This is a genomic window from Achromobacter sp. 1011811831, assembly GCF_059760905.1.
The window spans coordinates 1-13,892 of record NZ_JCBANG010000039.1 but is presented as its reverse complement, the minus strand read 5'-3'; the positions used below and the strand labels follow the sequence as shown (position 1 = coordinate 13,892).

12 protein-coding genes are annotated in these 13,892 nt (G+C 65.9%); 4 read left to right on the top strand and 8 right to left on the bottom strand.

The window, feature by feature from the left end; genetic code table 11:
- Positions 1–7: 7 nt before the first annotated feature.
- The 4 genes from AC6LJ9_RS16155 to rpsO all read right to left on the bottom strand — a co-directional run bounded on the left by AC6LJ9_RS16155 (position 8) and on the right by rpsO (position 4,808).
- Positions 8–1,225, bottom strand: coding sequence for a threonine ammonia-lyase (locus tag AC6LJ9_RS16155; RefSeq protein ID WP_498148337.1), 1,218 nt, complete (start codon positions 1,223–1,225; stop codon positions 8–10).
- An 86-nt stretch (positions 1,226–1,311) separates the two neighbouring features.
- The gene (locus tag AC6LJ9_RS16150; protein WP_498148336.1) at positions 1,312–2,037 is read right to left on the bottom strand and encodes a hypothetical protein; all 726 of its coding nucleotides are present in this window, start codon (positions 2,035–2,037) and stop codon (positions 1,312–1,314) included.
- A 254-nt stretch (positions 2,038–2,291) separates the two neighbouring features.
- A complete protein-coding gene (pnp, locus tag AC6LJ9_RS16145) occupies positions 2,292–4,448 on the bottom strand; it encodes a polyribonucleotide nucleotidyltransferase (protein WP_498148335.1) in 2,157 nt (718 codons plus the stop codon).
- Positions 4,449–4,538: 90 nt separating this feature from the next.
- Positions 4,539–4,808 (bottom strand): 30S ribosomal protein S15, encoded by a 270-nt coding sequence (rpsO, locus tag AC6LJ9_RS16140; protein ID WP_012248532.1) that lies wholly within the window; start codon positions 4,806–4,808, stop codon positions 4,539–4,541.
- Positions 4,809–5,081: 273 nt separating this feature from the next.
- Here rpsO and AC6LJ9_RS16135 point away from each other — a divergent pair, with 273 nt between their 5' ends.
- The 3 genes from AC6LJ9_RS16135 to AC6LJ9_RS16125 all read left to right on the top strand — a co-directional run bounded on the left by AC6LJ9_RS16135 (position 5,082) and on the right by AC6LJ9_RS16125 (position 6,649).
- A complete protein-coding gene (locus AC6LJ9_RS16135; RefSeq protein ID WP_498148334.1) occupies positions 5,082–5,600 on the top strand; it encodes a hypothetical protein in 519 nt (172 codons plus the stop codon).
- Positions 5,601–6,038: 438 nt separating this feature from the next.
- On the top strand, positions 6,039–6,353 hold the full coding sequence (locus AC6LJ9_RS16130; protein ID WP_498148333.1) for a hypothetical protein: 315 nt from the start codon (positions 6,039–6,041) through the stop codon (positions 6,351–6,353).
- Between the two features lie 23 nt (positions 6,354–6,376).
- Entirely contained in the window at positions 6,377–6,649 is a 273-nt protein-coding gene (locus AC6LJ9_RS16125; RefSeq protein ID WP_498148332.1) for a hypothetical protein, read from the top strand.
- Between the two features lie 40 nt (positions 6,650–6,689).
- Here the strand turns inward: AC6LJ9_RS16125 and pssA are convergent, their stop codons facing one another.
- The 4 genes from pssA to AC6LJ9_RS16105 form a co-directional block, all read right to left on the bottom strand.
- Positions 6,690–7,463 carry a CDP-diacylglycerol--serine O-phosphatidyltransferase gene (pssA, locus tag AC6LJ9_RS16120; RefSeq protein WP_212314759.1) on the bottom strand — a complete coding sequence of 258 codons (774 nt, stop codon included), beginning with the start codon at positions 7,461–7,463 and terminating at the stop codon, positions 6,690–6,692.
- A 194-nt stretch (positions 7,464–7,657) separates the two neighbouring features.
- A complete protein-coding gene (gene ilvC / locus AC6LJ9_RS16115; protein ID WP_212314761.1) occupies positions 7,658–8,674 on the bottom strand; it encodes a ketol-acid reductoisomerase in 1,017 nt (338 codons plus the stop codon).
- Between the two features lie 72 nt (positions 8,675–8,746).
- Positions 8,747–9,238 (bottom strand): acetolactate synthase small subunit, encoded by a 492-nt coding sequence (gene ilvN / locus AC6LJ9_RS16110; protein WP_103272923.1) that lies wholly within the window; start codon positions 9,236–9,238, stop codon positions 8,747–8,749.
- Between the two features lie 10 nt (positions 9,239–9,248).
- Positions 9,249–11,039, bottom strand: coding sequence for an acetolactate synthase 3 catalytic subunit (locus AC6LJ9_RS16105; protein ID WP_498148331.1), 1,791 nt, complete (start codon positions 11,037–11,039; stop codon positions 9,249–9,251).
- Positions 11,040–11,653: 614 nt separating this feature from the next.
- Here AC6LJ9_RS16105 and AC6LJ9_RS16100 point away from each other — a divergent pair.
- Positions 11,654–13,885 (top strand): FUSC family protein, encoded by a 2,232-nt coding sequence (locus tag AC6LJ9_RS16100; protein ID WP_498148330.1) that lies wholly within the window; start codon positions 11,654–11,656, stop codon positions 13,883–13,885.
- Positions 13,886–13,892: the final 7 nt, after the last annotated feature.

Sequence of the window (13,892 nt, the reverse complement as noted above, 5' to 3'; positions counted from 1 at the left end):
CCGCCGCTCAATGGTCGTGGTTGCTGGCGGCGAAGCCCGCGTTGTTAAGCACCTCGATCACTTCCTGGATGTGATCGTGGCCCCGGGTCTGCAGCACGAAATCCACTTCCACGTTGCGCACCGGCAGCGAGGTGAAAGCGCGCTGGTGGTGGACTTCGGTGATGTTGGCCTGGGCGTCGGCGATAAGCTTGGTGGCGTGCGCCAGCGCGCCCGGCAGGTCGCGCAGGTCGACGCGGATGCGCGCCAGCCGGCCGGCGCGCACCATGCCGCGCTCGATCAGCTCGCCCAGCATCAGCGGGTCGATGTTGCCACCGGTCAGCACCAGACCGATGCGCTTGCCCTTGTAGCGGTCGCTGCCCTCTTCCTGGGCGCGCAGCAGCGCGGCCAGGCCGGCCGCGCCAGCGCCTTCGACCACGGACTTCTCGATCTCCAGCAGCACCACGATGGCATGCTCGATATCGCTCTCGCTGACCAGCTCGATGCGGTCGACCAGCCGGCCGGCGACCTCGCGCGTGATATCGCCGGGCGATTTCACGGCGATGCCCTCGGCGATGGTGTACGGCCCCTGCGGCATGGTCACGCCCTTGAGCGCGGCGTACATGGACGGAAAGCGCTCGGTCTGCACGCCCACGATCTCGATGCCGGGCTTGAGCGCCTTGGCCGCGGTGGCGATGCCCGAGATCAGGCCGCCGCCGCCGATGGCCACGACCAGCGTGTCCAGCTGCGGTTGGTCTTCCAGCATTTCCAGTCCCACCGTGCCCTGCCCCGCGATGACGGCCTCGTCGTCGTAGGGGTGGATCATGATCAGCCCGCGCTCCTGCGCCAGCTCGTAGCCGCGCGCCTTGGCGTCATCGAAGGTGTCGCCGGCCAGCACCACCTCGGCGCCGAAGCGGCGCGTGTTGGCGACCTTGACGGTGGGCGTGAAGCGCGGCATCACGATCACGGCCGGCACGCCCATGCGCTGCGCATGGTAGGCCACGCCCTGCGCGTGGTTGCCGGCGGACACGGCGATGACGCCCTTGGCGCGGTCGGCCTCGGACAGCGTCAGCATGCGGTTGAGCGCCCCGCGCTCCTTGAAGCTGGCGGTGAACTGCAGATTCTCGAATTTCAGCCAGATCTCGGCCCCGAAGATGTCGGACAGCGTGCGCGACAGCGTGAACGGGGTCTTGAGCACCTGGCCGCGCAGGTTCTCGCGGGCGGTCTGGATGGAGGCGATGTCAATCACGGTGAACGGTCCTGTGGGTGCCTGCGCGGCGGTTGTCCTGTGGAACGCGAACGGCTGGCGGCATCGGGTGGACTGCGCGCCGCGCCCTACCGCACCGGCAGGAAATTGAACAGCAGCAAGCCCTGCGCGTAGTTGATCCCGATGCGCCTGGAGTTTTCACCCAGCAGGTTGGCGATCAGGTCCAGCCGGCCGATGATGGCGCCGAACTCGCGCTCGAAGCTGAGATTCGTGGCGTTCTGCGACATCTCGTTGGCCAGCAGCAGCGGCTCGCCCTGGCTGTTATGGCGCGACGCCAGCAGCCAGGCGGCGGCCTCGACGTTCCGAGCGGCATTGTAGACCCGCTGGCCGTCCAGCGCGTCGGACACGTACAGCCGGGTCTTGCCGTTGTGGGCGGCGATGATGGTGTCGGCCAGGCCGTAGATGAAGGCGGCGACGCGGTCGCCCGAGTAGTTGGGGTCCAGCGAGACGGCCAGGATCTGGATGTCGCGCAGGCCGGACAGGCCGGGCGGCGGGCGGCGCTCCTCGATGGCGCGCTTGACCCGCGCCACGGCGGCGGGCTGGTCGGCGGCGTCGGTCTTGCGCCATTCGCGGGGATTGCGGCGGTAGAGCTTGTCGAGCAGGACATAGAGGCTGGCGAGGTTGTCGCGGACCTCGAGCGTGACGGTGCGGTTGAAATCGGTCTGGCCGAACTGGTCCGCCGACATGCTTTCGCTGCGGGGGCCCTTGCCGTCCGGCGGCGGACTGCCGGCGCAGCCGGCCAACAGCGCCGACAACAGCGCCGCGATGCCCGCGGGTATCAACCGTCCCGTCATGCCCTGACCATCCGTTCCCCCGACTCCACTGTCGGACGCCTGGCGCATTGCGCGGCGCCCTTGTCCTGTGCGCTGAACTTTACCGTAAGGAGCGCGAGGATGGGAGCCGTAGAGCCCCCGAAAGAAGCAAGAGGATGAATCAACCGCCGGCCGCGCGACCGGCTTGCCCGCGCCTGTCCGTCCGCGCGGGCAGGCTGTAGACGAAAAAAAACGGCGCCTTGCGGCGCCGTTTCTTGCAGTCGGGAACGCAAGCCTTATTCGGGCTGCGCCTCGGCTTGCGGAGCGGCTTCGGCAGCGGCCTGCTGCTGCTCGATGCCACCGATGGCCTTGATGGACAGGCGCAGGCGGCCCTTGTCGTCGGCCTCGATGACCTTGACGCGGACTTGCTGGCCGACCTTCAGCACATCGTTGATGTTGGCGATGCGGTAGTTGGCGATCTCCGAGATGTGCAGCAGGCCGTCGCGGCCCGGCAGCACCTGGACGATGGCGCCGAAGTCCAGCAGGCGCAGCACGGCGCCTTCGTAGACCTGGCCCACTTCCACGTCGGCGGTCAGCTCGACGATGCGGCGCTGGGCTTCCTTGGCCTGCGCTTCGTCGACGCTGGCGATCACGATCGTGCCGTCGTCGGAGATGTCGATCTGCGTGCCGGTCTCTTCGGTCAGCGCGCGGATGGTGGCGCCGCCCTTGCCGATCACGTCGCGGATCTTCTCGGGGTTGATCTTGATGGTCAGCATGCGCGGGGCGAAAGCCGACAGCTCGCCGCGCGAACCGTCCAGCGCTTCCTTCATCTTGCCCAGGATGTGCAGACGGCCTTCGCGGGCCTGGGCCAGCGCCACCTGCATGATTTCCTTGGTGATGCCCTGGATCTTGATGTCCATCTGCAGGGCCGTGACGCCGTTCTCGGTGCCAGCAACCTTGAAGTCCATGTCGCCCAGGTGATCTTCATCGCCCAGGATGTCGGTCAGCACGGCGAACTTGCCGCCGTCCAGGATCAGACCCATCGCCACGCCGGCGACGTGGTCCTTGACCGGCACGCCGGCATCCATCATGGCCAGCGAGCCGCCGCAGACCGAAGCCATCGACGAGGAGCCGTTGGACTCGGTGATTTCCGAGACGATGCGGATGGTGTACTGGAAGTCTTCCGGGGCCGGCAGCAGCGGGATCAGCGAGCGCTTGGCCAGGCGGCCGTGGCCGATTTCGCGGCGCTTGGGCACACCGATGCGACCGGTTTCGCCGGTGGCGAACGGAGGCATGTTGTAGTGCATCATGAAGCGGTCGCGGTACTCGCCCATGAGCGCGTCGATGATCTGCTCGTCCTGCTTGGTGCCCAGCGTGGCCACGACCAGCGCCTGGGTTTCACCGCGGGTGAACAGGGCGCTGCCGTGAGCGCGCGGCAGCACGCCCAGGCGCACGCTGATCGGGCGCACGGTGCGGGTGTCGCGGCCGTCGATGCGCGGCTCGCCGTTCAGGATCTGGCCGCGCACGATGGCGGATTCCAGCGAGAACAGGATGTTGTCGACGGTGACGGCGTCAGGCGCCGACTCGCCCTTCTCGGCGGCGGCGGCGTTCAGCGTGGCCGACACGTTGGCGTAGACTTCGCGCAGCTGCGTCGTGCGGGCCTGCTTTTCGCGGACCTGGTAGGCGGCGTTCAGGCCGGGCTGGGCGGCGGCGGTGACGGCGGCGATCAGGGCCTCGTCCTTGGCCGGAGCCTGCCAGTCCCACTCGGGCTTGCCGGCGTCCTTGACCAGGTCATGGATGGCGTTGATGACGGCCTGCATCTGCTGGTGGCCGTAGACCACGCCGCCGAGCATGATTTCTTCGGACAGCTGGTCGGCTTCCGACTCCACCATCAGCACGGCGTTCTCGGTGCCGGCGACCACCAGGTCCAGCTTGGAGGACTTCAGCTGCGAGGCGGTCGGGTTGATGGCGTACTGGCCATCGATGTAGCCCACGCGCGCGGCGCCGATCGGGCCATTGAACGGGATGCCCGAGATGGCCAGCGCGGCCGAGGCGCCGATCATGGCGGCGATGTCGGGGTCGATTTCAGGGTTGACCGACAGCGTGTGGATGACCACCTGGACTTCGTTGTAGAAGTCTTCGGGGAACAGCGGACGCAGGGGACGGTCGATCAGGCGGGAGGTCAGCGTTTCCTTTTCGGACGGCTTGCCTTCGCGCTTGAAGAAGCCGCCCGGAATGCGGCCGGCGGCGTAGGTTTTCTCGATGTAGTCGACGGTCAGCGGGAAGAAGGTCTGACCCGGCTTGGCCTTCTTGGAGGCCACGACGGTCGCCAGGACCACGGTGTCCTCGATCGACACCACGACGGCGCCGGAGGCCTGGCGAGCGATCTCGCCGGTTTCCAGGACGACCGTGTGCTGGCCGTACTGGAACGATTTAGTCACTTTATTGAACATGACGGTTATTCCTTACAAATGAAAAACCGTGGCCGCCGCGACAAGAGTCGCACCGGCCACGGTTGCGTCATGGGGAGCCAGCCCCGTCGATCACTTGCGCAGACCGAGTTTTTCGATCAGAGCGCGGTACGAATCGGGATTGCGGCCCTTGAGGTAGTCGAGCAGCTTGCGGCGGCGGCTGACCATACGCAGCAGACCACGGCGCGAGTGATGGTCCTTCATGTGTTCCTTGAAGTGACCAGTCAGTTCGTTGATACGGGCGGTGAGCAGAGCCACCTGAACTTCGGGGGAACCGGTGTCGCCTTGAGCGCGTTGGAATTGCGCAACGATATCGGCTTTCTTGATGTCAGCAACAGACATTTATGACCTCTTCGGACATGCGACAGGGCCGAGGCGCCCTGACGTGGTTGGGAAAAAAAATCGCGGACCGGATTGGCGTAATCGCTTTCTCACTGCTGCCTGCAGGGGCTGGTGAAACCTGGCTCTTGGCCTGGCCCGCCGCCGCTGCCGCCGGCGCGATTCGGCATCATGCGAAACGGATGCCTGGATAAAGCCCGACGATTATAGCTGATTCGATAGAATTGCCCTACTGGCGCCCCAGGGGCGTCCTTCCGCCTTCGAGGGGAGCAAAATATGACATTTCATTACAAAACAGCCCGCATCGCCCTGGCGGCAAGCGCCTTGCTGGCCCTGTCGGCCTGCGCCAACCTGGCCCAGGTCGCGCCCGGCACGCCGCTGGCCGACGTGCAGGCCCGGTTCGGCCGGCCCAACTTCGAATGCCCGCAGGCCAACGGCGACCGGCGCGTCATCTGGACCCAGCAGCCCATGGGCCAGTACGCCTGGGGCGCCAATGTCGGCGCCGACGGCAAGGTGGATCGGGTGCTGCCGCTGCTGACCGACCCGCACTTCAAGGTGCTGGAGACCGGAACCTGGAGCCCCGACCGGGTGCGCTGCGAATTCGGCCCGCCGGCCCGGATCGACGAAGCGGGGCTGGGCGAGAAGCGCGAAGTGGTCTGGTCCTATCGCTACAAGGAAAACAGCGTCTGGAATTCGCTGATGTACGTGTACATGGGCCGCGACGGTTCGGGCGTGACGCATTTCCACCCCGGGCCGGATCCGATGTACGACGAAGACAGGTTCATGTGGCGCTGAATGCCGCGGCCATGAAAGATACCCCCCACGCCGCGCGCAGTACGCGCGCTTGCTGCCCGCCGAGGGGGCGCCTTTCATCTTGGAGCGACCTGGCAATGAAAAAAACCGCCTCTCGGCGGTTTTTTTTCGCATGAACCACGACTGACATGGACAAGATCGTCACCGCGCCACCCACGCGGGCAACGCGCTTGCGCTATGGTTCCAGCAACCAAGCAAACAACACGCCCGGACTGGCGCATGCCCTGAGCAGGCATCCGAAAAAGAAATCCCCGGCTCAAGGCCGGGGTGAGATCAGGTCTTACATGATGGGTCGTAGGCTTTGCGCCCATTGGAAGCCATCACCAACCTTGCCGCGATTCTAGGAATCAGGCGCGACGCAGTCAACCGTAGAAACCGCAGCCGCCCCCCCCCAAAAAAACACTCCGGAGCCACGCCGTCATGCCGTATACCCTGCAATACCGCCCGGTCCTGATCGACACCCTGATCAGCAACGCGCGCATCGCAAGTTATCAGACGGTTTTCAGTCCCGCCAACGACATGGAACTGATGGGCGCCTATCTATGGAACGCGCACGCCTGCGGGGCGCTGTATCCATTGATGGGCGCCGTGGAAATCACCCTGCGCAACGCGATTGATCAGACTCTGAGCGCCAGCATGGGGACATTCTGGTGGGCCGGGAATCGCTTGCGGCACCGATCTTACGCAACCGGCTGTTCCACCACGAGCCGGCCTGGAAGCGGTATGGCGTCCTGACAGAAGCGGATGCCGTACGCCACTTGCAGGAGAAGATCGCCACGGCGGAACGCCTGCTGACCTTGATACATCCCGAGAACCTGCGCTTGCAGCAAGTGAACGGGCTGCTGCAAAGCGCCAGGCGCGCCTGCTCAACGGAAGAAATCAGACGCTTTCAACACCGCGCCCGCGTGCACCGGATTCGTACGCTGGGACAGCTGGCGACCCTGGCCGCTCGTTCCAATACCGAAAACCGGGCGTTGGAGGCCAGGATACGCCGTGGACGGCCTCAGCGCTTCGTCGTGCTGCCAAGATAGGCCGCGGCGTCGCAGGAAAGGAACGCCGCCTGCGGCAACCTCAGTTCCCCTGCCCGCGCCGTTCCTGCTGCAAGCGACGCGCGCGGTTCCAGCGCAGCGCCCAGATGATCCAGCCCGACAGGCCGTACAGCACGAACAGGCCGAACAGCACCACCGGAGGATCGCTGGAGACGAACACGAACACGGCCACCACCAGCAGGATGCCCCAGAACGGCACGCTGCGGCCCAGGGCGAAGCTCTTGCCGCTGAAGAACGGCGCGTTCGACACCATCGAGATGCCGGCGTACATGGTCACCGTGAACGCGACCCAGGCCATCACGCTGTCATGGATGGGCAGCTTGTTGTCCACGGCCAGCCAGACGAAGCCGGCCACCAGCGCGGCGGCGGCGGGGCTGGGCAGGCCCTGGAAGTAGCGCTTGTCGACCACGGCGATATTGGTGTTGAAGCGCGCCAGCCGCAGCGCGGCCCCCGCCACGTAGACGAACGCGGCCAGCCAGCCCCAGCGGCCCAGGTCGTTCAGGATCCATTCGTACATGACCAGCGCCGGCGCCACGCCGAACGAGGTCATGTCGGACAGCGAGTCGTACTGCTCGCCGAAGGCGGACTGGGTATTGGTCAGGCGCGCCACGCGACCGTCCATGCCGTCCAGCACCATGGCCACGAAAATGGCGATGGCGGCGACCTCGAAGCGGTTGTTCATGGCCTGCACCACGGCGTAGAACCCCGCGAACAGGGCCGCGGTGGTGAACGCGTTGGGCAGCAGGTAGATGCTGCGATGGCGGTTCTCGGAATCGCGCATGGAGAAATTGGGCATGGTCTGGAAAACTTGCGGCGGACAGATCGAAAGGTTAACCCATCTGGCCCCGCTTGCGGGCCGGACGGCCTTACGCGCCGGCGCGGCGTGGGGCGCGTTTCGCCCGAAAGGAAAAAGAAAAGCGGCATGCCCTCGCAGGCATGCCGCCGTGACGCTGCCTGGGGCGCCGGGCAGGCCCGGCGCCCTGGCGGGCATCAGTTCTTGGACTTGTCCACCAGCTTGTTGGCGGCGATCCAGGGCATCATGGCGCGCAGCTTGCCACCCACCTGCTCGATCTGCGATTCCGCGTTGATGCGGCGGCGCGAGGTCAGCGTCGGGGCGCCAGCGGCGTTTTCCAGGATGAAGCGCTTGGCGTACTCGCCGTTCTGGATGTCCGTCAGGCACTGGCGCATGGCGGCGCGGGTGTCGTCCGTGACGATCTTCGGACCGGTCTCGTATTCGCCGAATTCGGCGTTGTTCGAGATCGAGTAGTTCATGTTGGCGATGCCGCCTTCATAGATCAGGTCGACGATCAGCTTCAGCTCGTGCAGGCACTCGAAGTAGGCCATTTCGGGCGCGTAGCCGGCGTCCACCAGCGTATCGAAACCGGCCTTGATCAGTTCGACGGTACCGCCGCACAGCACGGCCTGTTCGCCGAACAGGTCGGTTTCGGTTTCTTCGCGGAAGTTGGTCTCGATGATGCCGGCGCGGCCGCCGCCGTTGGCGCTGGCGTAGGACAGGGCCACGTCGCGCGCGGCGCCGGACTTGTCCTGGTACACGGCCACCAGGTGCGGCACGCCGCCACCCTGCTTGTAGGTGTTGCGCACGGTGTGGCCCGGGGCCTTCGGCGCGATCATGATGACGTCGATGTCTTCGCGCGGCACGACCTGGCCGTAGTGCACGTTGAAGCCGTGCGCGAAGGCCAGCGCGGCGCCAGCCTTGATGTTGGCGTGCACTTCCTTGTTGTAGACCGAGGCGATGTTCTCGTCGGGCAGCAGCATCATGACGATGTCGGCGGACTTGACGGCGTCGGCGACTTCCTTGACGTCCAGGCCGGCGCTGGCGGCCTTGTTCCACGAGGCCCCGCCCTTGCGCAGGCCGACGACGACCTTCACGCCCGAGTCATGCAGGTTCTGGGCGTGCGCGTGGCCTTGCGAGCCGTAGCCGATGATGGCAACGGTCTTGCCTTTGACGAGGGAGAGATCGCAGTCTTTGTCGTAGAAAACTTTCATGTTGTGCTCCAGATTCCAGTATGTGGATATTCGATTGATTCAGTTGCAGGGTGCGGCCGGGAAATCCCGGCCTCAGATCTTCAAGATCCGTTCGCCGCGGCCGATGCCGGACACGCCGGTGCGCACGGTTTCCAGGATGGCGCTGCGGTCCAGGGCCTCGAGGAAGGCCTGTACCTTTTCCTGCACCCCGGTGAGTTCGATGGTGTAGGACTTGTCGGTCACGTCGATGATGCGGCCGCGGAAGATGTCGGCCATGCGCTTCATTTCCTCGCGCTCCTTGCCCACCGCGCGCACCTTGACCAACATCAGCTCGCGCTCGATGTGCGAGCCTTCGGTCAGGTCGACCACCTTCACCACGTCCACCAGGCGGTTCAGGTGCTTGGTGATCTGCTCGATAATTTCATCCGAGCCGGTGGTGACGATGGTCATGCGCGACAGCGTGGCGTCCTCGGTCGGCGCGACGGTCAGCGTCTCGATGTTGTAGCCCCGCGCGGAGAACAGCCCCACCACGCGCGACAGCGCGCCGGGTTCGTTCTCGAGGAGGACGGAAATCACATGCTTCATGGTGGCCTCCTTACAGGTCTTCAGAGCCGAGCAGCATTTCGGTCAGCCCGCGGCCGGCCTTCACCATGGGCCACACGTTCTCGGTGCGGTCGGTGATGAAGTCCAGGAAGACCAGGCGGTCCTTGTGCTTCTTGAACGCTTCGCGCAGCGCCGGCTCGACGTCGGCCGGGCGCTCGATGCGCAGGCCCACGTGGCCATAGGCCTCAGCCACCTTGACGAAGTCGGGCAGCGAATCCATGTACGACTCGGAGTAGCGCGAGCCGTAGTCGATCTGCTGCCACTGCCGGACCATGCCCAGGAAGCGGTTGTTCAGGCAGACGATCTTGGGCGTCAGGCGGTACTGCGCGCAGGTCGACAGTTCCTGGATGTTCATCTGGATCGAGGCTTCGCCGGTGATGACGGCGATCTCCTGGCCCGGATTGGCCATCTGCACGCCCATGGCGTACGGCAGGCCGACGCCCATGGTGCCCAGGCCGCCGGAGTTGATCCAGCGGCGCGGCTTGTCGAACTTGTAGTACTGCGCGGCCCACATCTGGTGCTGGCCCACGTCGGAGGTGACGAAGGCGTCGCCGCCGGTCACTTCCCAGAGCTTTTCCACCACGTACTGCGGCTTGATGACTTCGTCCGAGCCCGCGTACTTCAGGCATTCCTTGCCGCGCCAGGTCTCGACCTGCTCCCACCACTTCGTGATGGAGGCCGGCTTGTGCTCGGCGGCGGCCGCCTCGTACTGGGCGCTCAGGTCGGCCAGCACGTCCTTGACGTTGCCGACGATGGGCACGTCCACGCGCACTCGCTTGGAGATCGACGAGGGATCGATGTCGATATGGATGATCTTGCGGGCGTTCTGGGCGAAGTGCTTGGGATTGCCGATCACGCGGTCGTCGAAGCGCGCGCCGATGGCCAGCAGCACGTCGCAGTGCTGCATCGCCATGTTGGCTTCATACGTGCCGTGCATGCCGGGCATGCCCACGAACTGGCCGCTGCTGGCGGGATAGCCGCCCAGGCCCATCAGCGTGCTGGTGCAGGGCGCGCCCAGCTGCGTCACGAGCTTGTTCAGCTCGGGCGCGGCATTGGACAGGATCACGCCGCCGCCGGTGTAGATCATCGGACGTTCGGCGGCCAGCAGCATCTGCACGGCCTTCTTGATCTGCCCCTGGTGCCCCTTGTTGACGGGCGCGTAGGAGCGCATCGTGATCTCGCCCTTGGGCGGCGCGTACTTGCACTGCGCGACGGTGACGTCCTTGGGGATGTCGACCAGCACCGGGCCGGGACGGCCGGTGCGCGCGATGTAGAACGCGCGGCGCATGGTCTCGGCCAGGTCCTTGACGTCGCGCACCAGGAAGTTGTGCTTGACGCAGGGACGCGTGATGCCGACGGTGTCGCATTCCTGGAAGGCGTCCTCGCCGATCGCCGCCGTGGGAACCTGACCGCTGATGATGACCATCGGGATCGAGTCCATGTAGGCAGTGGCGATGCCGGTGACCGCGTTGGTCACGCCGGGGCCGCTGGTCACGATGCAGACGCCGACCTTCTGCGACGAGCGCGAATACGCGTCGGCGGCATGCACGGCGGCCTGCTCATGGCGGACCAGGATATGCTGGAATTTGTCTTGCTTGAAAATCGCGTCGTAGATGTAAAGCACCGCGCCGCCGGGGTAGCCGAAAACGTGTTCCACGCCTTCTTCGGCCAGGCAGCGCACGACGATATCGGCGCCATTCAGTTCCATGTTGTCATTCCTTTCAAAACCGGCCCTGCTAACCCTGACTGCTGCCCGCCCGGATACGGCGGCAACTGAACCCATACCGGCTGCGACAACATGATCCGGCGCTTTGCGGCTCACGGAGCCACGCCACCCGGACACCTTGCCGACCCGGCATACGTTCGACAGAACGCAGTGCGAACGCCCCTTGGGGACGCTGGAGGTCGAAATGGAAGCCTTGGCAACACACGCTTGTGGCGCGGCCAACGGCAGGTGTAACTGCTGCGGAAGATCCTGGAAGGTGGTCCAGAAAATTCGCCTCAACGCGCCGGCTTCGGATAGGCAGGCCAGCGCAAGGCAACGACTCTACCGCATTGCGTCATCCGTAGCAAATCATGCGTGGCGCGGTGTTGCGCCCAGGTATCGCGGAAGATCCGGCCCCGGATTTTGCGGCGCGGGCGGACCGCTGGCGCAGGTCCACATGCTGGTCCTTTGAGGTCCATATTGTGGTCCCGCATCATTTCGGAATCCGGCTCGGACTTGTCCTGCCTCGGCCCCCGAACCCGGACCAGGTCCCGCGTCCGAACCTACGCCAAAGCGCCGCCCGAGCGCCACCAAAGCGCCCCCGTGGCAACAATCTGGCGCAGTAATCCGGCCCCGAAAAGCCCGCCGCTCTCTATACTTGTCGCATCAATCAGCCCGCACACCGCTCGCCCATGGATTTGCGCATTGCCAGCATTCGCCGCTTCCTCTACAGCCACTACTTTTTCGGAGGGGTGCGCCAGGCGATAGGCATGCTGCTGCCCGTGCTGGTGGTGGGCGGACTGTTCGGCCACTACGCCACGGGCCTGGTCGCCACCTTCGGCGCGCAGTGCCTGGCCATCATCGACCAGCCCGGCGGCCCGCAGCGCCACCGCACCAACGAAATGCTGGGCGGCGCGCTGCTGGGCACGCTGACCGTGATCATCACCGGCCTGGCATCCACGCATCCGATCCTGATCTGGCTGGCAGTCATCGCCCAGTGCTTCGTCTTTTCCATGTTCACGGTCTTCGGCAAGCGCGGCGGCCTGATCGGCTTCGCCGCCCTGCTGCTCATGACGCTGACCATGCATTCGCCGCTGGAGCCCGACCAGGTCCTGGCCCATGCCGCCGCGACGCTGGGCGGCGCGCTGTTCTACGTGGCGTTCAGCCTGGGCTTCTCGCGCCTGTTCTGGCTGCGCGAGGAGCAGCAGGCCATGTCGGTGGCGCTGTTCGCCACCGCCGACTACGTGGCCGCGCGCGCGGCCTTCTATGACGCAACCGCCGACCTGGACGACGCCTACCGCGCGCTGATCCAGAGCCAGTCCGTCATGACGGAAAAGCACCAGGCGGCGCGCGACATGGTGCTGCGCGCCCTGCCGCGCGGCAAAGGCCTGGGCGACCGCCAGCGCGTGATGATCTGGAACATGTTCGTGGACATGCTGCAGCTGCTGGACACGCTGGTGGCCACGCACACCGACTACGCCGCGCTGCGGCGCGCGCTGGCCGGCAACGACTGCCTGATCTTCATGCGCGACGCGCTGGTGAAGATGTCGCTGGAACTGAACCGCATCGCGCTGGACGTGTCGCGCGGGCGCAAGGTGCAGTACCGCAGCAGCGCCAAGGCCGAGCTGCGCGCCATCGAGTACGAAATCGAGCAACTCAAGCAACAGGGCTTCGGCGAACGCGAGCCCGAAATGCTGGCGCTGATCATCCAGGTGCTGCGCCGCCTGCGCAATTCCACCCGCATCGTCGACCGGCTGGCCGACCACACCGCCGCCTCGCCCGATGCCAAGCCCACCGACGTGCTGCGCATCAGCAAGTCGCTCACGCGCTTCATCTCGCGCCAGGAATTCCGCTTCGGCCTTCTGACCAGCAACCTGCGCCTGGATTCGCCGCACTTCCGCTACGCGCTGCGCGTGACGGCCGCGGCGGCGCTGGCGATGACGCTGGCCAGCCGCTGGCTGTCGCCGGCCTTCTCGGCGCACAACTACTGGATCATGCTGACCATCGTGATCATCATGAAGCCCGGCTTCGCGCTGACCCGACAGCGCAATGGCTGGCGCCTGACCGGCACCGTCATCGGCTGCGTCTGCGCCCTGCTGCTGTTCAACCTGACCGACAGCCCCGAGATCCTGTTCGCCGTGCTGCTGGCCGCCTGCATCATGGGCAACAGCCTGGTGCAGCTGAACTACATGGCCAGCGCCATCTTCAACACGCTGTTCGTGGTGCTGGTGTTCCACTTCGTCTCGCCCGGCACGGTGTCCATGTCGGTGATCGGCGAACGCGCCATCGACACGCTGATCGGCTGCGCGCTGGCGCTGGTGTGCAGCTACATCCTGCCCTGGTGGGAAGCCCGCTACCTCAAGCCGCTGGCGGCGGCGGCCACGCGCGCCAACCGCGAGTACCTGCTGGCGGGCATGCGATACGCCGACGCGATGCAGGCGCCGGCCGATCCCGCTCCTGACGCGGCCAGGGACGGCCAGGCCCCGGCCATCGCCGACGCCGACCTCGCCTGGCGGCTGGCGCGCAAGAACGTGCACATCGCCTTCAGCAATTTCGCCGAGGCGTTCTACCGCATGATGAGCGAACCCAAGTCGCATCAGGTCAACGTGCCCGAGCTGAACAACCTGCTGATCCAGAACCACGTGCTGGCCTCGCAGATCACGGCCACCATTCCGATCCTGGCGGCGCTGCCGCAGACGCCCGCGCCGGTGCGCGAGGCGCTGGACGGCATGGCCCGGTTGCTGGACGAAAGCCGGATGCAGGGGCCCGCGCCGGTCCTGCCGACCCAGTTCGACACCGACGGCGAGCAGGCGGCGCTCGTCTACCCGCTCAAGCAGATGATCAAGGCCACCCACATGATCCGCCAGGAACTGCTGGCGCTGGACGAGCCGGCGCACGCGCCGGGCGCGGCGGCGCCGGCCTGAGCGGGCG